This is a genomic window from Hymenobacter jejuensis (genome assembly GCF_006337165.1).
GTDB lineage: Bacteria > Bacteroidota > Bacteroidia > Cytophagales > Hymenobacteraceae > Hymenobacter > Hymenobacter jejuensis.
This window is the reverse complement of the sequence record NZ_CP040896.1, coordinates 2,565,523-2,585,975: the sequence shown is the minus strand read 5'-3', so window position 1 is coordinate 2,585,975 and position 20,453 is coordinate 2,565,523. Positions and strand designations below refer to the sequence as shown.

Sequence of the window (20,453 nt, the reverse complement as noted above, 5' to 3'; positions counted from 1 at the left end):
AACTTTTTGTGCTTTTAGGGGGTGCGAAGGGAGCGGAGGCTTGAAGTCCGTTGCTCATGCAAATAAGTGTTTATAGTTCAGTAAGATCAGGGCGTATAATAATTGCAATATATAATTGAATATTATTAATAACAAACCTGTATTCAGTAACTAAACGCAACCGTAAAGGTCTGAAAAACCCCGTACGGATGCTGTGCGGGGCATTTCAAACGTTTGTAATTTTTCGCCGAATTATTACTCGCTTGCCGTCTTTTTCAGAAATTTTCTCGGGGGTACCAAAAACAGCTCAACGGCAGCGTAGGGGGCACCGCCCAGCGAGTTGGAAATGATCTTGGGCCGGGTACCGCCGCCTAGGCTGAAGATGCTCCTCTTGTTGCCCTCCTTGTCGAACGCGTTGAACGAGTAGTTGTAGCGGTAGCCGCCTTCTAGGCCAAACCAGATGAAATCATAGATTTCGCGCTCCAGCCGTAACCGCCCTTTCACTTCTGTTTCACGCACGATCAGGGTCTGGAGGCCGTTGGCCAGCTTTTCGCGCAGGTTGATGTTGTAGTTAAGACCATCGACGGTGTAGCCCGCCAGCAGCAGCGTGCGGGGGCTCAGGTTGCGGCGCACGGTCACGCGGGCCGGAAACAACGCTTCCACGCCCCAGCGGTCGTTGAAAGTGCGGTTGTAGATTACGGCCGGATAAATGCTTTGCCGGCCAAATGTGTAGCCCAGCTGCAGACCCACGCCCCACGAAAACGTCGCGCTCCGCTTCCAGCCGTAGAAAAACTCGCCTGATACCTTCAGATAATCCGGAATGGTTAGCTCCGAGGAGGTGTAGTCGCCGTTGAGTTCGCCTTTTACGCGGCCCAGAAACCAATGCACCTCGTCGATGGGGCGGATAACGGCCAGCTGCGTGCCGAGCGTTTTCAGGCCCTTATCTTCAAGGTTGCGATAGAACGCCGAATTGTCGGGGGCCGCAAACTGAAATTCTTCCCGGTCATAGTTGAAGCCCAAAATCACCTTCAGATGGGGGTGGTTCCAGACCGGGATATAGCCTTTGATAAACGCCCGCCGGTTTTTGACGGCTGTGGTGCTCGTTTTGGCCGCCGGGTCGCGGTCGCGCAGGTCGGTTTTAACGGAGAAATTCGCCAGTCCTTCCAAGTGCGCCACCACGCCTTTGCTAGGGCCCATGCCCACGACGGTAGGGGTTGCAAATTCCTTATTACTACCCACTTGATCAACGGCAGCGGTATCAGTAGCCAGCGGTGCCGGCGGCGGGTACACGGGCGTCGTGGGGCGGGTTACCTGGGCGTAGGCCGGACAAGCCGCCCCGAAAGCCAAGGAAGTCAGCAACAGGAAAGCAGAGCGGCGGAAAGCGGTAGAAAGACTCATAAAACAGCGGGTGTAGCCTGCGAAGGGAAAGTCGGGTCCGTTACTGGGTCAGTGAGCAAAGCCGCCGTTTCGGGCTAAAAACCGACGGCTTTGCTTCACTATACCATTTTTACAATTGATTTATAATCAATTATTTACCTAGAACAGAAAATCAAAACCGATGAACACGAGCTTTTCTTCGCCTACTGAGTATGTGGCGTTGACAACGGCTTGTTTGAGGATGTCGACCCAGACGCCGCCGCCCAGCGCTGTGTGTAGGGATTTTAGGCCGGTGCGCTCGTCGTTGTTGCTGTATACGCGCGCCGCATCGGCCAGCCCCAGAATGCCAAACTTACCGGGCAGCAGATACGCATTGAACGTAAAGAGCTGAATGCGAGCCTCTAAGTTGCCGTACAGCGAGCTTTGGCCGGCGTAGCGCGTGCGCCGATAGCCGCGTAAGTTGGTGGTGCCGCCCAACGTGTTGGCTTGGTAAAAGCGGTAGTCGCCGAAGTTGTGCGCGCCGCCCAAGCGCCCTGCCCACGTCAGCTGGAAGGGGAAATTGGGGCTGATGTAGAAGCGGAATTCGGAAGTGAGGCGGCCGTAGTTGAGCTTATCGCCGTTGAGCTGGCGGTTGTATTGGGCTTCGTTGTACCAGCGCAAGCCAATGCGCGGGTTTTTGGGCGAGCTGGCCGCGTCGATGTTAATGTAGGCCCGACCGCCGAGGTAGCGGTTGAGCTGAAAATCGGACGCCCGCACGCCGATGGCTGCGCCGCTTACGCCGTTGCCGTTGGCGTCCAGCCCTTTCTGAATTTCGCTACCCAAGTCTTGGCTTGATACCCGGAATTGGTCGTACTGCGGCCCAATGCCGATTTTCAGGAAGCTAAACACATCCTTTTCGAGCACCGGCGAGAAGTAGAACCGCGAAAAGCGGATGCGGTACGTATCGTTGATGTCGCGGTTGCGCACGCGTTCTTCGCCGTTGTCAGCCAGCACGTTGCGTGTATCATTGCCTTCACCGAAGTAGTTGTAGAGCAGCTGCGGGCCGTAGAGTTGGGCCGTTACCTTCAGGTCGAACTTGCCGATGATGTCGGTGAAGGCCCCGAGGTAACGCACGTTGTAGGCATCGCGCGAGGGCGCCCAGTTGGCGGCCAACGACTGCTCGGTGGCAAACGGCGTTTTGCGGAAGCCGTAGGTGCGATAGGTAGCCCCGCCGCCGATAAACAGGCCGTCGTCGATGTTGTAGCCGAAGTAAGCCGTCGGACCGAAGTAATTGAGCTGATAGTCTTTGCGGTCGGTACGGTTGGGGTAATCGTAGCGGCTCACGTCGATGCCGGGCTCCAAGCGCAGGCGCGTTTCGCGGCCAGGAATGATCACGTTGTTGGTATCGGCGTCAAAAACCTGCGTTTTGTGGCGCCGCAGAAAGCCGCCGACGTGCGACGTATCCACAATGGAGTCGCGCTCGGTGCCCCCGATAATGCGCACCAACGGCCCGCTCGGTGCACTGCCCGACACGGTGTAAATATCCTTGCCCGAGAAGCCATACAGGCGAATGTCCTTGGTTACATTGCCGTCGAACGTCTTGTCGAACAGGGTTTTGCTGAGTTCCCCTTCCTTGTTGATTTTGGTAACGATTACCTGCGTTTTGTTGCCATCCAGGCGGCGCACCTCAAACTTTTCGCGCTTTGAGCTGCCTTTCACTTCCACCACGCGGTTGAGCACGTCGTAATAATCGGCCGCCAGTTGGGGCAGCAAGTCGCGGCGGCTCTTGAGCTTGGCCGCGATTTCGGGGCCGTGCTCATCGTAAATCTGCTTGGGCCAGTTGTCGCGCAGGGCTTTGTCAATCACCTCGTTGGTGAGGCTGGCCTTCATCTTCTCCGCAATCTTCACCCAGTCTTCCTTCGTCACGGAAGCCAAGAAAACCCGGTCATTTGCTAACGCTGTGAGATTCAGGCCTTTATAATCGGCGTAGTCGTAGCCAAAGTTCTGGAAATTGCGAATGGCCCACTTGCGCGAGGCCAGGTACGGAAACAGGCCGTCGCCCTTGAAAAAGGCAATGTCGCGGTCTTCGGGCACGGCCGTAAACTTGCGGTCGCCGTCATTGTCTTTCTTCTCGGCCCAGCGCCATTGGTCTTCGTGGCGGTCCCAGTCGCCGATCCACATGTCGAAGAGGCGCGAGCGGGCAAATGCTTTCTCGTTCACGCGGTTGTCGTTGTCGTCGCGCAGGCGTTCCAGCACCTTGTCGGTGCCCACGAGGTTGGTGGCATTGCCCAGCGACGCAACGTCACTTTGGTTATCCTTGGCGTCTTCCTCCAAAAAGCCCGTCGTGTTGGCAAAGCGGTCGTAGTACTGTTCCAGCAAGGGGTCTTGCGGGATGTAGCGGATCTCGGGGTTGGTGTGCAGAATGCCCGCCGCCGTAGCCAGCGGCGGAATCACGATGGCGCCGAACGGGTGCTGCGCCGAAATCTGATCCTGCAAAATGTCCTTGGCTGCACCCTCGCGCAGGGCTTCCGGCAACACGGCCGCCGGGTCTTTGTTGATGCCGCGCAACGTATAGTTGCGGCCCTCTTCGTTGCGCACTTTCAGCGAAGCTGTTTGCTTGCCGCCGCCCACTTTGTAGGGCATCAGGCCACCTTTCTCGGTAGCCATGTCGAGTACCGGAAAGGTAACGGGCGTGCTCCACTCCTTGCGGTAATGCTCGCCGAACAGAAAGCGGTGAAACTTGCCGTGTTCGTTGTATTCGGGGTTCACGGCCACCGTCACGGTACTGTCGCGGAAGTTGGGGCGCTTTACATTCTTATTGCCTTGTATTTCAGCCACTTGTGCAGCCTGCTGCGCGTACAACGGCGTCCGGAAAACGAGCCGGCCGTTTTCGCCTTTGTCGTTCGGAATCCAGAATTCAGTCCAGGCCTCGCCGTTGTCGTAATAGTTGACGCGGGCAAAGCCTTTCTCTTTGTCCGAAAACAGCGCCTCGCCGCCGGGGCCGGGCTTTACGTGCTGGGTTTTGCAGCCCGAGCCGCTCACGATGCAGCTCAGGTTGCCTTCCTTGAAGAATTGCAGGTTATGCTCGTGCCCGGCCGCATACACGATGTTGGGGTACTTGTTGAAGATATCCAGCAACCCCTTGCGGTAAGCCTGGTAGAGCGGGTGCGGAATGTCTTGGCTAACCCCACCGTATTTGCGCGCAAACGGATACACCGACCCGATGATGGGCAGGGGCAGAAACGCGTATTTGAAGACGATGGAAAGCGGGAAAAAGTGGTCGGCGAGGGTGAAGTAGCCGCCGTGAATGCCGTCGGAAAACAGCGGGTGGTGGCCCACCACCACAATGTTTTTGCCGGCGTTGCGCTGAATAATGTCTTCGAGCTGCGTGAAAAAGTCGGTTTCGTTGGCCACGCCGCAGCCGCTGTTCGAGCCGTAGGGCCGCTCTTGGGTTTGCAAAAACCACTGTGAGTTGATGGCGATCATCACGATGTCGTCCTGCAAGCGCACCTCAAACGGGCCGGGGCAGGCGTTCTGCGGGATGAAAAAGTCGCCGGTATACTCGAAAGCCGCCGAATCTTTGGTCAGGTAGTCTTCCACGAAGCGCTGCTCGCGGTTTACCTGATCAACGGCGCCGTTGAGGCCCTGCTTCCAGTCGTGGTTGCCCGGGATCATGTATTTCTCACCCTTGTAATCGCGCAGAATATCGAGCTGCCGCGTCATGCGCTCCTCTGACACTTTGCGGTCGAGGGCGCCTTCGGGGGGCATGCCGTACTCGTATACGTTGTCGCCGAGGTACACCACGGTGCTCTTATCGCCGGCGGCCAGCATCTGCTTGCGCAGAAAGTTGAGGGAGGGCTCTCCGCCGTCGGCTTCGGCAATGGGCTTGCCCACATCTCCGATCAGAAAGACCGAGTAGCGGATGTGGCTGCTGTCGGGTGGTGTTTTCGACTCCCACTTTTCGCCGCCGCGGCGGTAGTTGGGGCGGGTGGGGTGCGGCGTTTGGGCACTTTTCTGGGCCCAGGCGGACGGTGCACCCCAACCAGCAAGTAGCAGCAGGCAGCAGGACAGGAAAAATCTTCTCATACAGAAGCAGGAATCAAAATACAGACGGAGCTTTCGGCTCGCACTAAGTGTTAGCAAGGAAACGAAAATGTTGGGGTAAAAGATTGTATAACTTACCTTCTCGTCTCCATCATTCATTTGCAGCCGTTGCGGGCTGTGGTGCGCTGCCCTACGCAAACATTCACGCGTCGGTTCAGCTTCGGCCCGTAAAAAACTTCAGCGCACAGTTCGCGTTCTAAGCGAATCAGGAGCTGTTGCTACACTTTCCCGGCTGCTCCTTACTCGTTCCGCCCTATGGAAACCATTGCCACACTCAAACCCGCTAAGGCCGAAATCATCAAGCAAGCCAAGGCATATATTACAACGCTTTTCGAAGAAAAGCTACCGCGTCAGCTCGTATATCACACGCTGAAACACACTAGCTTAACCGTAAAAGAAGCGCGGGCCCTGGGGCAGGCGGCCGGCCTGTCGGAAGCCGACCTCGAAGCACTGGTGCTGGCCGCCTGGTTTCACGATTCGGGCTACATCGACGCCTACGACGGCCACGAATACCGCAGCATGGAACTGGCCGAGCAGTGGCTGACCGAACAGGGCTACCCCGCCGACCGCATTGCCGTAATAAAAGACACCATCGCGGCCACGCACCGCGACGGCTCGCGCGAAACCGAGCTGCAAAAGCTGCTCGTGGATGCCGACATGAGCAACCTGGGCATGCCGGAGTTTTTTGCCAATGCCGAGCTGCTGCGCGTGGAATGGGAGTCGATGCTGGGCAAAACGTACTCGAACGTGGAGTGGGCCGAAAGTCAGCTCGATTTTCTGATGACTACCAACTTCCTCACCGAAGTGGCCGCCGACCGCTATAAAGAGCAATTCAAAGAGAATATCAAGGAGCAGCGCAAGGTGCTCAAGAAGATCGAGAAGAAGCACAAGAAGAAAGAGGAAGCCGAAACCGAAACCTTCGCCGAGCCCAAGCGGGGCATCGAAACGATGTTTCGGACGATGTACAGCAACCACATGAAGCTTTCGGACATGGCCGACAAAAAGGCCAACATGATGATCAGCCTCAACGCGGTGCTTATCTCATTGATCATCACTTATTTAGGCGCCAAGATCGGCGGCAAGTCTACGGTCATCAATCCGGCTTTCATCCGCAACCCCATCCTGACCATCCCGATGGGCTTGCTGCTGGCTACGGCCTTGGGCTCGGTGGTATCGGCCATTTTGTGCGCCCAACCCGACGTCACGAGCTTTAAGTGGCTGGAGCGCAGCCCGCAGATTGCCACCAACCGCCGCGTCAACCTGCTGTTTTTCGGCAACTTCAACAAGCTCAGCCTCGACGACTTCCAAAGTGGCATGACTGAGATCATGCGCCAGAAAGACAAGCTCTACACCAACATGGTGACCGACATCTACTACCTCGGCGAGGTGCTCACGCGCAAGTACCGGCTGCTGCGCATCAGCTACACCATCTTCATGGTCGGCCTGATTCTGACGGCGCTTTCGTTTGGCATTGCCTTGCTGTACAAGGCATAATACCTTCTATATAACTAATTGATAATCAACTATCTGTATAGAAAAGCCGGTTTCTGATTTTTGCTTTTAGGGCAGCGGCAACGGTTGCGTTTGGGCAGCCTTCTTGTTGAGCGGCGCTGGTACGGTGCCGCTCATTTTTATTTTTCTGACGAATCCCGAACGCAATGCCTAGCAAGCGGCGTTGCGCACCCTGATTGCTGCTGCTTTCGGCAGCACTCCCTGCAGAAAGGCTTATCTTTAGCTTAAACTACTACTTCATGCAAGAAGAAAAAACTTCTTCCGCCGCTGTTTTGCCCCGGTTGCCCAAGGTGATGACGGGTATCGAAGGGCTGGATGAGATCACGGAAGGGGGCTTGCCCGCGGGGCGCCCTACCCTAGTGTGCGGCAGCGCGGGCTGCGGCAAAACCCTGATGGGCATCGAGTTTCTGGTGCGCGGCATCTTGGATTACGACGAGCCCGGCGTGCTGATGGCCTTCGAGGAAACCGCGGAAGAGCTGACGGCCAACGTCACGTCGCTGGGCTTCGATTTGGCGGGCTTGCAGGCCCAAAAGAAGCTCAAGGTCGACCACGTGCACGTCGATCGGTCGGAGATCGAAGAAACCGGAGAGTACGACCTAGAAGGCCTGTTTATCCGGCTCGGATACGCCATCGACTCCATTGGGGCCAAGCGCGTGGTGCTGGATACCATCGAATCGCTTTTTTCGGGTTTCCCCAACGAAGCGGTGCTGCGCTCCGAGGTGCGGCGGCTGTTTCGCTGGCTGAAGGACAAGGGCGTCACGACCATCATCACGGCCGAGCGCGGCGACGGCACCCTCACGCGCCAAGGTCTGGAAGAATACGTTTCGGACTGCGTGATTCTGCTCGACAACCGCGTGATCGACCAAATCACGACGCGGCGGCTGCGCATCGTGAAGTATCGCGGCAGCACCCACGGCACCAACGAATATCCGTACCTGATTACGCAGGACGGCATTTCGGTGCTGCCCGTGACCTCGCTGAAGCTGGACCACGACGTATCCGACAAAATTGTTTCGTCGGGCGTACCTGCTCTGGACAAGATGTTTGGGCGGGGTGGTTTTTTCCAAGGCAGCAGCATCCTGATCACCGGCACAGCGGGCACGGCCAAAACCACGCTGGCGGCTTCATTTGCCAACGCTATCTGTCAGCAAAACCAGCGCTGCCTGTATTTCGCCTTCGAGGAGTCGCCGCAGCAGTTGGTGCGCAACATGCGCTCGGTGGGCATGGATTTGGGGCCTTGGCTAGACAAAGACTTGCTGCGCATTGAAGCGTCGCGCCCGACCCTTAATGGGCTGGAGCAGCACCTCGTCACGCTGCACAAGCAGGTAAGCGAGTTTCGCCCCGACGCCGTCGTGATCGACCCGATCAGCAACCTGATTACTGTCGGCAACATCGCGGAAGTGCGCAGCATGCTCACGCGGCTGATCGACTACCTGAAAGTCAATAACATCACGGCGCTGTTTACGTCGCTGCTCAGCGGACGCAACATTCAGCAAGAGATGACCGAAGAGGGCGTTTCTTCGTTAGTGGATACGTGGCTAAGCGTCCGCGATCTGGAAGGCATCGGGGAACGCAACCGGGGCATCAGTATTCTGAAGTCGCGGGGCATGGCACACTCCAACCAGGTGCGCGAGTTTCTGGTGACCGAGCACGGCGTGCAGCTCCTCGATGTGGTAATTGGGCCAGCAGGCATCGTGACCGGCGCCGGCCGCCTGACCCAGCAGATGCAGGAGCAGGCCGAAGCCTTGGCCGCCAAGGCGGAGATGGACCGCAAGGACCGCGAGCTCGACCGCAAGCGCCGCGTGCTGGAATCGACGATTGCCAACCTGCGTACCGAGTTTGAGTCGGTGGAAGAGGAACTGCGCCAGATCAACCATCAGGAGCTGCTACGCCAACAGGCGCTCGCGACCGGCCGCGAACACATCTTGGGCGCTTCCTCCAACGAAAAGAATTTCCAATCAGGCGACAAGAAGCCCAATTCGTAATCCCTTGCAAAAGAACACCTTAACCGACACCTCGCCCGTAATGGAAGACGAAACCTGGGAGCTACGGCTATACGTAGCCGGCCAAACTACCAAATCAGTGACCGCCCTGGCCAATCTGAGAAAATACTGCGAGACGTATCTGAAGGGACGTTATAAACTGGAAGTAATTGATTTACTGCAACATCCACAATTAGCGGAGGGCGATCAGATCTTGGCCATCCCGACCCTGGTGCGGAAAGTACCCGTACCCATCCGGAAGATCATCGGCGACTTGTCCAACCAAGAACGGGTGCTGGTTGGGCTGGATATCCGGCCGATTGATCTCAAATAACCCGCCCGAATGGAAGCCACGGAATCAGAAGAATCCCCTATTTCAGCAGAGCCCGATTACGTGCTTCACCTGTACATCACCGGCGCCACGCCCAATTCCACTCGGGCGGTCCGCAACATCAAGGAAATCTGTGAGCAGTACCTGAAAGGCCGGTACGAGCTGCTCATCGTAGATATTTACCAGCAACCCAACTTGGCCCAGCGGGAGCAAATCATCGCGGCGCCTACGCTCATCAAGCGGTACCCCTTGCCGGTGCGCCGCTTGGTCGGCGATCTTTCGCAGCGCGAACAGGTATTGGCGGCCTTGCAGCTGCCCTTACTACCCAACCCAGATGGTGCCAATGAATGAAGCTTCTGTGCCTACTGCCGCTGCGCTAGCCCGCGAAAACGAGGAGCTGCGCCTGCAACTTCTGGAAGCCGAAGAGCTGATTACTGCCATTCGGACGGGAGCGGTAGATGCCTTGGCTGTACAGGGTGCCGATGGCCCGCGCATCTTCACTTTGGAAGGCGCCGACCAAAGCTACCGCACGCTCATTGAGCAGATGAACGAAGGCGCGCTGCTGCTCGGCGAAGACGCCACCGTGCTGTACTGCAACGCCTGCATGGCCGAGCTGCTGGATCGGGCGCTGGAAGAAATGATTGGCGGTACCTTCGACCGCTTTGTGCCCGCCGAATTTCGGACTTACTGGACTACCCTGTGTGAAAGCGGCTGGGCCGTGGGTAAGGCCAAAGGTGAGTTGCCACTCATGACGTATGCCGGTGTGTTGGTGCCGTTTGCGCTCTCGATGAACGTGCTCACCTTCAACAGCGCTTCCGTATTGGCCGTGATTGTCACGGACTTATCGGCGCAGCGCAAGATCAACACCATCCAGGCCCAGGTAGCGGAGCAGAACGCCGTCATCGACCGCAAAAATGAGGAGCTGAAACGGCAGGAAGCCGCGCGCCTGGTGAGTGAGCAAGCCGCGGCCGAAGCCAACCGCATGCTGGAAGGCATTCCGCACATCGCCTGGACGGCCAGCCCCGAAGGCGTGAACACATCGCTGAACCGGCGCTGGTTTAGCTTTATCGGTCGGGAATCAGCCGAAACAAACGACATCCGCTGGCTGGAACACCTGCACCCCGACGACCACGGCCCGGCCGATGTGCGCTGGCGAACCTGCTTGCGCACGGGCGCCACCTTTGAAATGGAATACCGCTTCCGCAACAAAGACGGCGACTACCGCTGGATGCTGGGCCGCGCCCTGCCTTCCTACGATGAGCAGGGCCACATCATCGAGTGGATAGGCACCTGCACCGACATTCACGAGCACAAGCTGGCTCTCGAACGCATCGACCAGGCCCAACGGCAGCTTCAGGACAACAACGAGCAGCTGCGCCGCGCCAACGTCGACCTCGATAACTTCATCTATACGGCCTCCCACGACCTGAAAGCGCCGATCAGCAACATCGAAGGGTTGCTGCATGCCTTGCTGTGGGAGTTGCCCAAGGAGAAGCGCTCGGGGGAAGTAGAGCCCATCATGAACATGATTCAGGACTCGGTGGACCGCTTCAAGCGCACCATCGAGCACCTGACCGAAGTGTCGAAGCTGCAAAAGGAGCATGCGCAGCCCACCGCCTGGATGCGGCTAGCCGATGTTATTCAGGAAGTTACCCTCGACTTGGCGCCCCTGGTGCAAGCCTCCGGCGCGCAACTCATCGTGGACGTGGAAGCCTGCCCGGCCATTGCGTTTAGCGAGAAAAATCTGCGCAGCGTCATCTACAACCTGCTCAGCAATGCCCTCAAGTACCGCGCCCCCGGCCGCGTGCCCGAAGTGCGCCTGCTCTGCCACACCAAAGCCGACTACGTGGTGCTGGAAGTCCACGACAACGGCCTGGGCCTGACGCCCTCCAATCAGCTCAAGCTGTTCTCGATGTTCCAACGCTTTCATTCGCACGTCGATGGCAGCGGCATTGGGCTATACATGGTGAAGAAAATGGTAGAAAATGCCGGCGGCAAGATCGAGGTATCCAGCCAGCTCGACATCGGCTCCACGTTCTCGGTGTACTTCCGGCGTTAAAGCTGGCCTTGAAATTAGAACCTTATTAATCAATAGTTTACGCCCAACTTTCCGTTTCATGCAAAAGCTGACTTGCGCGCTTCTGGTTGACGACGATCAGACCACCAATTATCTTAATCAGTTACTACTGAAGCGCTTAGCCGTAACCGAAAAGCTCCTGATCGCCAACAATGGCCAGGAGGCGCTGGATCTGCTTCAGCAGCACTGCCACACTGCCACCCCCGATTGCCCCGTGCTGATTCTGCTGGACGTGAAAATGCCCATCATGAACGGCTTCGAGTTTCTGGAAGCGTACGCGCAGCTTCCGTTTGCGCAGGGGCAAACCATTGTCATTGTGATGCTTACCACATCGCTGCACCCCCAAGACGTGCAACGGCTGGAACACCTCAACATCTCGGACTTCGTCAACAAACCGCTCACCGAGGAAAAAATTGACAGCATTCTGCGCAAGCATTTCGCGCGCCAACTGCCGAAGGCGTAATCGGTAAGCAGCAGTTGGGGGCTGGTTAACCGCTCGGCTGGTTACAGTGCAATAATTTATATTTTATAATTATCTTATTATCAATTACTTATAAATAAGCCAAAAGACGGCTCTTGCGCTCGCTCCGCGCGATGACAATCCGCAGCGAGGCGCGCTGAGCCTTGGAATCGGCCGGCCTTTTCGCGGCATTTGCGAGCAGATTCTGCGGGCATGGACCCGCACCGGAGGCCGGCGGATTTACGGCGGAATCGGATTTTCTTCCGTAGGTATTAGGGAGTATCATCCGTAAAGTACGTTATGACCCGAACGATTATCGTCTCTAACCGCCTACCTACCAAAGTACTACGCACCGAAGAAGGCCTCACGTTTCAGCCCAGCGAAGGCGGGCTGGCCACGGGCCTGGGCTCAATTTACCGCGCCGACAACAATGTGTGGGTGGGCTGGCCAGGCTTGTTTGTGGAGGACGTGGCCGAACAGGAATTCGTGACCGAGCAGCTGCGCACCGACAGCATGGCCCCGGTCTTTCTGACCGAAACCGAAATCCGGGATTACTACGAGGGCTTCAGCAACGAGACGCTCTGGCCCACCTTCCATTACTTCCCGCAATACACCGTCTACGACGACACTTTCTGGGCGGCCTACGTGGCCGTAAACGAGAAATTCTGCCGGGCCGTGCTGGAGCTGGCCGGCCCCGACGACACCATCTGGGTGCACGACTACCAATTGCTCTTGCTGCCGCAGATGCTGCGCCAGGCGCGGCCCCAGGCCACCATCGGCTTTTTCCTGCACATCCCCTTTCCTTCCTATGAGCTGTTGCGAGCGCTGCCGTGGCGGGCCGAGCTGTTGCAGGGCATGCTGGGCGCCGACCTCATCGGGTTCCACACCTTCGGCTACATGCGCCATTTTCTGAGCTCGGTGTCGCAGCTACTGGGGCTTTCCAGCCAGAACGGCCGGATCGAAACGGCTACCCGCACGGTGCTGGTTGATGCCTTCCCGATGGGCATTGACTACGAGCGCTATGCCCAAGCCGCGGCGTCGGAAGAGGCCCGGCAGCACGAGCAAGAATACCGGCAAGCCTTGCAGGACGCCCGCGTGATCCTGTCCATCGACCGCCTCGACTACAGCAAGGGCATTGCCCAGCGGCTGCGGGCGTTTGAACTGCTCCTGACGCGCTATCCCGAGTGGCGCGGGCAAGTCTGCCTAATTATGGTAGTGGTACCCTCTCGCGATCAAGTACCTCAATATCAATCACTTAAAGAAGAAATTGATGAATTGGTCGGCCGCATTAATGCGCAGTACCGTACCATTTCCTGGAATCCTATTCAGTACTTCTACCGTTCGCTGCCGTTGCATGAGCTGGCCACGCTCTACCGCATGGCCGACGTGGCCCTGGTAACGCCCATGCGCGACGGTATGAACTTGGTAGCCAAGGAGTTCATTGCCAGTAAAGCCGACCAACGCGGCGTCCTGATCTTGAGTGAGCGGGCCGGCGCCGCCCGTGAGTTGTCAGATGCTCTCATCATCAACCCGACGGACATGGGCCAACTGGCCGAGGCCATGCACGAGGCGTTGGTCATGCCCGAAGAAGAGCAAGTGCAACGCATGCGGATGATGCAGGCACTGGTACGCCAATACGACGTTTTTGCCTGGACTGATCTGTTTATGAACCAGTTAACGCAAAGCAAAAGCCAGCAATTCACCCTTTCCACTACCTTACTCGATGCCAAGATTAGCCAGGAACTGGTGCAGGCGTATGAGCAGGCCTCGCAGCGCTTGCTCCTGCTCGATTACGATGGCACGCTGGCTCCTTTTCACCGCGACCCGAAGCGTGCCCAGCCCGACCAGGAACTGCGCCTGCTATTGCGCGCCCTGACCGACATTCCGCAGAACCGGGTGGTGCTGATCAGTGGACGCGACCGCGAGACTTTGGCCGCGTGGCTGGGGCATCTGCCGCTCGACATCATTGCGGAACACGGCGTGTGGCTGCGCACGGCCGGCCAGGACTGGACTATGTTTCAGGATCTGAAAGCCGACTGGAAGGACAGCATGCGTGCGGTGCTGGAGTTGTACGTCAACCGCACGGCCGGCGCCTTCATCGAGGAGAAAGACTATTCGCTGGCCTGGCATTACCGCCGCGCCGACCCAGGCCTAGCCGCCATCCGGACGCGGGAATTAATGAGTCACCTCACATTTCTGGCCGCCAACACCGATTTGCAGGTCATGGAGGGTAATAAAGTCGTCGAAATTAAGAATGCGGGCATTCACAAAGGCACGGCCGCGGCGCGCTGGCTCAGCACCTACCAGCCCGATTTCATCCTGGCCATCGGCGACGACCGCACCGACGAAGATACCTTCGGGGCCATGCCACCGGAGGCCTATACCGTGAAGGTGGGAATCATGCCGCGTTCGCTGGCCCGCTTCCACGTGACCAGCGTCACTGAAGTCCGCAACCTGTTACGCAGCCTGCTGTAAAGCCCAGATTCAGACCTCTTTGTAATCAATTGATTATAAATTAGTTATCTGCTTAGCTGTTTTCTGTTCATGCGTTCGCAGAGGGCGGCCAACTGTCGGATGGAGGCGCCCAAAAACCGGTGCATCCGCCGAAGCTGCCCAAACTGCACTACCCGGCTCCCCACCACATGCCCGTAGCGAAACTCCAAGGTCACGAGGCAGGAATGGGCATCGACGGGCTGAATGAAATAGAACAGCAGCGAGTTGGGAAACACCCGAAACAGCGAGATCTTCTCGACGTATTCCGTGCGTTCTTCCTCATCCTCAAATAGTTGCACGGCCTGAAAGTCGATCTGGCCCCGGTTGAGATCGACTTTGTAGCTGGTGCCGAGGCGGCCGGCTTTGGTCAGGTCGTAGAGCACGCCGGTAGCACCCTGCATCCAGCGGGAGCGCAGCCGAAAGTTGCTGATGACGCGTAGCGCATAGGAAGCCGGCACCCGAATGGCCCGCCGCACCTGCAACGCGTTGCTCTGCTGGCCGCTGGGCGAAGGGCCGGCATCGGCACTTTCGAGCAGTTGGCGCAGCGGCGTGAGGTGGGCGTAGCGATACTCGATGCGTCCCAGATGCTCGTAGACGGTGCTGCCACGCAGCAGCCGCGTCCAGGTGAAGCTGCGAGTGATGTCGGCAGGCGTTTGGGTTTGGAGGTAGTCTTCGGAAAACAGGGCGTATTCGCTACCCGTCACATCGTTTTTGAGCAAGCGATGCACCACAATCAGGTCGCGGCCCATGAGTTTGGTATGCTCCCGAATCTGGGCGATGCTCACGCGCCCGTAGTGCACGATGATCTTGAGCGTGAGGTCGTTGTTGCGCAGGGCGGCGCCCAGGTCGGAGTCGGTGTCACGCTCCACGAGGCGCAAATAATTTTGAAAATCCAGAAAAATGCGGCGGCACTGCATCACCATATCCGCGATGGACGGCGGCGGCCCCAAACGATAAAACAAAATCGCATCGCCCTGAATTTCACTCACTTGCATATCCAGCAAATTGGCTTCGATCAGGATCTCGAGCAAATCGGCAATCAGATACGGCGCCAAGCGGCTCCCGGAAGCCTCGATGAAGCGCGTAAAACCACTGATATCCGGAATGAACAGCAGGGCCGGCACCATGTAGTCGGTGCCTGGGTTCGGCGTTTTCCAGCGGCCACCCGCAGCACGGCGCGCGGCGCGCAAATCGTCGAGTAAGCCCATAAAAAACGGAAGGTCGACAGTAATAGAGGAGGGGAAAGCAAGCCGCAAGTTAGGTCGCTATACGCGGTCGGCAAGCCGCGGGGTTTGGGAGAGAGGCGGCTTTCGGGCTACCTTTGTATTACTTCCCGCTGCTGGCCCCGTAGTTCAACGGATAGAATAGAAGTTTCCTAAACTTTTGATGTGGGTTCGATTCCCGCCGGGGCTACTAAAACCTTCTTTACGCTTCGTAAGGAAGGTTTTTTTGTTCCGGCCGTAATTTGGCTTCTTCAGTAACGCTTCGTCAAGATGCCGAAGCAGGGAACCAGCGCAGCACAACTGGTGGTTAAAATTCAGAGAATCTGCGTATATACATATTCCGCTATCCGGTTTCGCTTGCTACACTTCGCCTCCATACTGCCTCGTTTGCGCCTCCCGCTGCTCGCCATTTTGCTGTGGGCGGCCGGTCTGAGTCAGCAACGGGTGCTGGCGGCTGGCAAGGCTACCGTACCGGCAACGGTCGTACGTGCCCACGAGCAGAATTCTGCTCAGCCGGCTCAACTAACTAGCGGCTCGGAGCTCAACCGCGAGGCCGTCGCCCCGCCCGAGCCCGGACCGCTGCCGCTCGGCGGGCTTGGTCCGGCGCTCGTGCCCTTGCTACCGGGGTTTGCCCCCACGTGGGTAGCCGCGGCACTGGTACCGGCGCCGCGGCCCACGGCCCTGCCCAACTATTTTCGGGTCCGGCTGCTGCTGACGGCCCTTTCGCCGAACGCCCCCTAACTACAAACCACCTCTTGCAGGTGCCGCGCTCCCAGCGTCCTCTTACTAGGGTCAGGAGATGCGGCAGCTACCTTTTCGTGTTTGTTTCATTACGGGGTATCATCTTGTCAATCAGCGCTTTGCAACAAGGCCATTAAGCCACAAAGCGTGGTCCGACAAGAATCCAGACCTTGACCTACCAATAGTTACATGTTTCTTCAACAACTTTTGATGCACCGCCTGACGGAAAAAAAACGGGCGGTCGGTGCGTCCAGCCGTTTGCCTGTTCCTTCTGCTCCGCCAACCCCGGAAAACTGGGTATTTCCCTTTGCCGGCTGGTGGATCAAGCGCCAGCTGATTCAGGTTGCGATGCTGGTTGCCGGCATTTTCTCGGCCGCGCTCGGCCTGAAAGCGTTCCTGTTGCCCAACGGGTTTATCGACGGCGGCGTTACGGGTATATCTCTGTTAGTGAGTCAGTTAACAGGCATATCGCTATCCATCCTGATTGTACTGATTAACATCCCATTCATCATTCTGGGGTATTTTCAGCTGGGCAAATGGTTTGCCTTCAAGACCTTAGCCACCATTCTGGCGCTGGCCTTGGTGCTGCTGGTGGTGTCGTTTCCTACGCTCACTCAGGACAAACTGCTGATTGCCGTGTTTGGCGGCTTCTTCTTGGGAGCAGGCATCGGGCTGACGGTGCGCGGCGGGGCCGTGCTGGACGGCAGCGAGGTGCTGGCCGTGTACGTGAGCAAGCGCACGGCCCTGTCGGTGGGCGATGTGGTGCTGGTCATCAACATCCTGATTTTTGGGGCGGCGGCCTTGCTGCTGTCCGTCGAAACGGCCTTGTACTCGATCTTGGCGTATCTGGCGGCGGCCAAAACGATGGATTTCATCATCGAAGGCATCGAGGAATACACCGGCGTCACGATTATCTCCTCGCAGAGCGAGGCCATCCGCCTGATGGTCACGGAAAAGCTCGGCCGCGGGGCCACCATCTACTCAGGCAAGCGCGGCTACGGCTCCCGGGGTCACAACCAAGAAGCCATCGACGTCATCTTTACGGTAGTCACGCGCTTGGAGGTAACCCAGCTCACCGACGAGATCAACAAGATTGATAATCAGGCCTTTGTCGTAATGCACAGCGTGCGCGATACCAAAGGCGGCCTAGTAAAAAAGCGGCCGCTGCACTAAGCGCCGGCCTCGCAAGACACGCGGTAAGCCCACAGTCGGCACAAGAGTAATTGTTGTGCTTTTGTGCCGGCTCGCCGTATACGGCCCTACTGCGGCGCTCGCCCCACTGCGGCGGCGACCAGTTTGAAGTGGCATGCCAATGGATGGCAAGAATAAATACGCCACAATCAACTGACTTTTAATGCGTTAACGACGACCTATGTCAGTTTACAATATTGTGATGGTCCTGATGGGGATCGCTATTTTGGGAGTGGCTTGGCTGCCCTCGCTGTTGGAAAAATACCCGCTGTCGTACCCCATTTTCTACATTGGGCTCGGCATGCTGGTGTACTGGCTGCCGTTGGGCATGCCCGCCGCCGATCCGTTTCAACATCCCAAACTGGTTACGCACCTCTCCGAGCTGTGCGTGATTGTGGCGCTCACGGGCACCGGCCTCAAAATCGACAGGCCGTTTTCCCTGCGCACGTGGCGCACGCCGCTGCTGCTCGTGCTGGTGCTGATGGTGCTGACCATTGCCGGGTTTACAGTGGCGGGTTGGCTGCTGGGACTGGCGCCGGCGTCGGCGGTGCTGCTGGCGGCCTCGTTGGCTCCCACCGATCCGGTGCTGGCCGGCGACGTGCAGGTGGGCGATCCGGGCGAGGGCCAGGAAGACAATGTGCGCTTTTCTCTTACTGGTGAGGCCGGGCTGAACGACGGCCTCGCCTTTCCGTTTGTGTACCTGGCTCTGGCGTTACTGCCGGTGGCCGCCGCGCCCCTCGCCGACCGGATTATCCACTGGCTCTGGATGGATATTCTGTACCGGACTGTGGCTGCCTTGTTTCTGGGGTGGCTGTCGGGCAAGCTGTTGGCTTACCTGATTTTTAGCCTGCCCAAGCGCGTGAGTATTAAGGCGGCAGCGTATGGATTTATCGCGCTGGCGGTTACCCTGACCACGTACGGCGTAACGGAACTGCTGCACGGCTATGGGTTTCTAGCCGTGTTTATTGCGGCGGTAACGCTGCGCAGTTACGAGCGCAAGCACGAGTACCACAAGCAAATGCACGCCTTCACCGACCAACTCGAGCGGCTGCTCATCGTCGTGATTCTGATCTTGCTTGGCGGCGCCATTGTCAGCGGCTTGCTGTCGTCGCTTACCTGGGCCGGCGTCGGGCTGTCGCTGCTGCTGATTTTGGTGCTGCGCCCCGTGGGCGGAATGCTCACCCTGGCCCGCTCGAAGCGGGTAACGTGGGCTGAGCGCGGCGTCATCTCGTTTTTCGGCATTCGCGGCATTGGCTCTATTTTTTACTTGGCCTTCGCCCTCGACAAAGCCGATTTCGCCGATGCCCGCCAGCTCTGGTCGATCTTGGGGTTTACCGTTTTGGTGTCGGTGGTGCTGCACGGTACGCTGGCCACGCCGGTTATGAACTGGCTGGACCGTCGCCACGGTCGCAAAACCTCCGCCGAACTAACCGATGCGGCCGCGGAAGAGCAACTCGCCGAGAGTGCCCTGGAGAGCGCCCGATAACCCCTGTAGTACTTCCCCGAACTCCTTTCCGCTCAAACAAAAAGCGACCGCCTCGGCTACAAGCCGAGGCGGTCGCTTTTTGTTTGCAAATATCTGATTTACAAGTATTTAATTAAGCCACATGGTATACAGCATCTGAAACCGATGCGGCGCGTAGGCATTGTAATAAGGAGCTTCGGCCTGAAAACCCAGGATGTGAATCAGGGGCATGCCTTCGAGCAGCGAATTGACTACGCGCACGGGGTACAGCTTGCCCTCTTCGGGCCAATCGCCGGCGTGGTTGGCGGGTCGTTTGCTCACGTCGATGCACCGGGCGTAGTCGACTACGGGGGCGTGGCGTGTGGCTTCTTGCAGACTCAGATTCCCAACTTCGTACTCCATATTACAAGGGTATTTTCTAACTAAGTTATCGAATGTGAAGGCCTCGTTGCCAGCAGGTTAGAGCTGCCGACGGTAAGGCCGAAACGTATTGCCAGGCGCAGGAACAACTTCGCGGCCCATGCCGCCGTGCAACACAAAAAACTGATTGACAGCGTTTTGCAAACCAACCGTATCATCCAGACCGAGGTCGGCAAACACGTCCTTGCTATCGAGGGGGCTTTGCAAAGCACTCACGCGGCAAGTCGGGATTCCGAACGGATGGGCTACAAACAAGTGGCTACCGTCCTGCGCATCCCGGCTGTGTTGATACACCCAAGAGTCTAAAAAAAGTTTCTCCTGCTTTGCGCCGCTGCCGTCGGTGATCTTGTTAAAACCCAAACTCCTTAAATATTGCTCTGTCATTCTGTAAGTTACGCAGAATTAACAAGGATATTTTTTCTGGGCCGCCAACTGCCGGTCCTGCATCGGGAAGCAAAAGGAATATTTCGGCAAAAAAGGTCCCGGCCGGAGCAAAGAATCCGGGCAAAGGCGATCAGCTACAGCGTTTTAAGCCACAAATCGGCCTCTTCCAGCGTGCGGAAGCGCTTAAATACCGGAGCAGTAGCAGACTGCGCAACGATGGCTTGCACCGAAAGGCGCTGCACCGGGTTTTCGCCCTCCACGATGGCGCAATACGACAAGCCAGCCTGGCGCACGGCCCGCGGAATCCAATCTTGCGTGAGGGCCTGCTGCAACTCCGGCGACAGGGATTGGCGCTGGCCGTGGTGCGACAAAATCTTGGTGGCGGCCGTGCGTTGCAGCAACGTGAGCGCGTGTTCGTACAGCCCCATCACTTCAGCGCTTTGCGGGCTGCTGGCATTCCAAGACAGGCGCACGTAACCGGCGCTGTGGTAGAGGATGGTGCCGGCAGGATTTCGAAAGTAAAGAGTCTCGTGGAGGCGGGGTGAAGAAAGCATGCAACGGGGTGAGCAGAAGAGCAAAAAGAAGGCGGCCGAAAACTTCCTAACCTTCGGCGCTTCTTAATCGGAAAGCGTTCGGATGGGAGATAGTAAAATACAATATCCATTAAAATTGTTTAATCTCATAACCAATTGATATACAATGTGTTATAAAATCACCTCTCAGCAACAGCTCTGA

The 20,453-nt window shown here is 57.5% G+C and carries 16 protein-coding genes and 1 tRNA gene; 11 read left to right on the top strand and 6 right to left on the bottom strand.

The genetic code is table 11. The features are described 5' to 3' along the window. Positions 1-234 precede the first annotated feature (234 nt). On the bottom strand, positions 235-1,377 hold the full coding sequence (locus tag FHG12_RS10670) for a DUF6268 family outer membrane beta-barrel protein (protein ID WP_139515718.1): 1,143 nt from the start codon (positions 1,375-1,377) through the stop codon (positions 235-237). Between the two features lie 138 nt (positions 1,378-1,515). After that, the gene (locus FHG12_RS10665) at positions 1,516-5,421 is read right to left on the bottom strand and encodes a metallophosphoesterase (protein WP_139515717.1); all 3,906 of its coding nucleotides are present in this window, start codon (positions 5,419-5,421) and stop codon (positions 1,516-1,518) included. Positions 5,422-5,694: 273 nt separating this feature from the next. Here FHG12_RS10665 and FHG12_RS10660 point away from each other — a divergent pair, with 273 nt between their 5' ends. The 7 genes from FHG12_RS10660 to FHG12_RS10630 all read left to right on the top strand — a co-directional run bounded on the left by FHG12_RS10660 (position 5,695) and on the right by FHG12_RS10630 (position 14,276). Continuing rightward, complete coding sequence (locus tag FHG12_RS10660) at positions 5,695-6,933, top strand: Pycsar system effector family protein (protein ID WP_139515716.1); 1,239 nt, start codon at positions 5,695-5,697, stop codon at positions 6,931-6,933. Positions 6,934-7,190: 257 nt separating this feature from the next. After that, on the top strand, positions 7,191-8,936 hold the full coding sequence (gene kaiC, locus FHG12_RS10655; protein ID WP_139515715.1) for a circadian clock protein KaiC: 1,746 nt from the start codon (positions 7,191-7,193) through the stop codon (positions 8,934-8,936). A gap of 4 nt (positions 8,937-8,940) precedes the next feature. Beyond that, complete coding sequence (locus FHG12_RS10650; protein WP_230471085.1) at positions 8,941-9,267, top strand: circadian clock KaiB family protein; 327 nt, start codon at positions 8,941-8,943, stop codon at positions 9,265-9,267. Positions 9,268-9,276: 9 nt separating this feature from the next. Beyond that, complete coding sequence (locus tag FHG12_RS10645; RefSeq protein WP_139515714.1) at positions 9,277-9,615, top strand: circadian clock KaiB family protein; 339 nt, start codon at positions 9,277-9,279, stop codon at positions 9,613-9,615. Further along, the gene (locus FHG12_RS10640) at positions 9,608-11,323 is read left to right on the top strand and encodes an ATP-binding protein (RefSeq protein ID WP_165699370.1); all 1,716 of its coding nucleotides are present in this window, start codon (positions 9,608-9,610) and stop codon (positions 11,321-11,323) included. Before FHG12_RS10645 ends, FHG12_RS10640 begins: the two co-directional genes overlap by 8 nt. 58 nt (positions 11,324-11,381) lie before the next feature. Next, complete coding sequence (locus FHG12_RS10635) at positions 11,382-11,804, top strand: response regulator (protein ID WP_139515712.1); 423 nt, start codon at positions 11,382-11,384, stop codon at positions 11,802-11,804. A 297-nt stretch (positions 11,805-12,101) separates the two neighbouring features. Further along, a complete protein-coding gene (locus FHG12_RS10630) occupies positions 12,102-14,276 on the top strand; it encodes a bifunctional alpha,alpha-trehalose-phosphate synthase (UDP-forming)/trehalose-phosphatase (RefSeq protein WP_139515711.1) in 2,175 nt (724 codons plus the stop codon). 44 nt (positions 14,277-14,320) lie between these two features. Here the strand turns inward: FHG12_RS10630 and FHG12_RS10625 are convergent, their stop codons facing one another. Continuing rightward, positions 14,321-15,502 carry a DUF2652 domain-containing protein gene (locus FHG12_RS10625; RefSeq protein ID WP_139515710.1) on the bottom strand — a complete coding sequence of 394 codons (1,182 nt, stop codon included), beginning with the start codon at positions 15,500-15,502 and terminating at the stop codon, positions 14,321-14,323. A 133-nt stretch (positions 15,503-15,635) separates the two neighbouring features. On the opposite strand from FHG12_RS10625, the gene FHG12_RS10620 reads away from it, so the two are divergent. The 4 genes from FHG12_RS10620 to FHG12_RS10605 all read left to right on the top strand — a co-directional run bounded on the left by FHG12_RS10620 (position 15,636) and on the right by FHG12_RS10605 (position 18,935). Then, positions 15,636-15,707 (top strand) — tRNA-Arg (locus FHG12_RS10620). Between the two features lie 197 nt (positions 15,708-15,904). Then, positions 15,905-16,258 carry a hypothetical protein gene (locus FHG12_RS10615; protein WP_139515709.1) on the top strand — a complete coding sequence of 118 codons (354 nt, stop codon included), beginning with the start codon at positions 15,905-15,907 and terminating at the stop codon, positions 16,256-16,258. Positions 16,259-16,447: 189 nt separating this feature from the next. Further along, entirely contained in the window at positions 16,448-17,431 is a 984-nt protein-coding gene (locus FHG12_RS10610; protein ID WP_139515708.1) for a YitT family protein, read from the top strand. Positions 17,432-17,630: 199 nt separating this feature from the next. Beyond that, positions 17,631-18,935 (top strand): cation:proton antiporter, encoded by a 1,305-nt coding sequence (locus FHG12_RS10605; protein ID WP_139515707.1) that lies wholly within the window; start codon positions 17,631-17,633, stop codon positions 18,933-18,935. A 108-nt stretch (positions 18,936-19,043) separates the two neighbouring features. On the opposite strand, the gene FHG12_RS10600 is transcribed toward FHG12_RS10605, so the two are convergent. From FHG12_RS10600 to FHG12_RS10590, 3 genes are all read right to left on the bottom strand, one after another. Then, positions 19,044-19,316 carry a hypothetical protein gene (locus tag FHG12_RS10600; RefSeq protein ID WP_139515706.1) on the bottom strand — a complete coding sequence of 91 codons (273 nt, stop codon included), beginning with the start codon at positions 19,314-19,316 and terminating at the stop codon, positions 19,044-19,046. Positions 19,317-19,373: 57 nt separating this feature from the next. Next, complete coding sequence (locus tag FHG12_RS10595) at positions 19,374-19,694, bottom strand: hypothetical protein (protein ID WP_139515705.1); 321 nt, start codon at positions 19,692-19,694, stop codon at positions 19,374-19,376. 158 nt (positions 19,695-19,852) lie between these two features. Further along, complete coding sequence (locus FHG12_RS10590) at positions 19,853-20,272, bottom strand: hypothetical protein (protein WP_139515704.1); 420 nt, start codon at positions 20,270-20,272, stop codon at positions 19,853-19,855. Positions 20,273-20,453: the final 181 nt, after the last annotated feature.

Bases quoted from the DNA above. Each gene is read 5' to 3' on its own strand.
- FHG12_RS10670 (WP_139515718.1), bottom strand. From the start codon at position 1,377: ATGAGTCTTTCTACCGCTTTCCGCCGCTCTGCTTTCCTGTTGCTGACT.
- FHG12_RS10665 (WP_139515717.1), bottom strand. From the start codon at position 5,421: ATGAGAAGATTTTTCCTGTCCTGCTGCCTGCTGCTACTTGCTGGTTGG.
- FHG12_RS10660 (WP_139515716.1), top strand. From the start codon at position 5,695: ATGGAAACCATTGCCACACTCAAACCCGCTAAGGCCGAAATCATCAAG.
- kaiC (WP_139515715.1), top strand. From the start codon at position 7,191: ATGCAAGAAGAAAAAACTTCTTCCGCCGCTGTTTTGCCCCGGTTGCCC.
- FHG12_RS10645 (WP_139515714.1), top strand. From the start codon at position 9,277: ATGGAAGCCACGGAATCAGAAGAATCCCCTATTTCAGCAGAGCCCGAT.
- FHG12_RS10640 (WP_165699370.1), top strand. From the start codon at position 9,608: ATGAATGAAGCTTCTGTGCCTACTGCCGCTGCGCTAGCCCGCGAAAAC.
- FHG12_RS10635 (WP_139515712.1), top strand. From the start codon at position 11,382: ATGCAAAAGCTGACTTGCGCGCTTCTGGTTGACGACGATCAGACCACC.
- FHG12_RS10630 (WP_139515711.1), top strand. From the start codon at position 12,102: ATGACCCGAACGATTATCGTCTCTAACCGCCTACCTACCAAAGTACTA.
- FHG12_RS10625 (WP_139515710.1), bottom strand. From the start codon at position 15,502: ATGGGCTTACTCGACGATTTGCGCGCCGCGCGCCGTGCTGCGGGTGGC.
- FHG12_RS10610 (WP_139515708.1), top strand. From the start codon at position 16,448: ATGTTTCTTCAACAACTTTTGATGCACCGCCTGACGGAAAAAAAACGG.
- FHG12_RS10605 (WP_139515707.1), top strand. From the start codon at position 17,631: ATGTCAGTTTACAATATTGTGATGGTCCTGATGGGGATCGCTATTTTG.
- FHG12_RS10600 (WP_139515706.1), bottom strand. From the start codon at position 19,316: ATGGAGTACGAAGTTGGGAATCTGAGTCTGCAAGAAGCCACACGCCAC.
- FHG12_RS10590 (WP_139515704.1), bottom strand. From the start codon at position 20,272: ATGCTTTCTTCACCCCGCCTCCACGAGACTCTTTACTTTCGAAATCCT.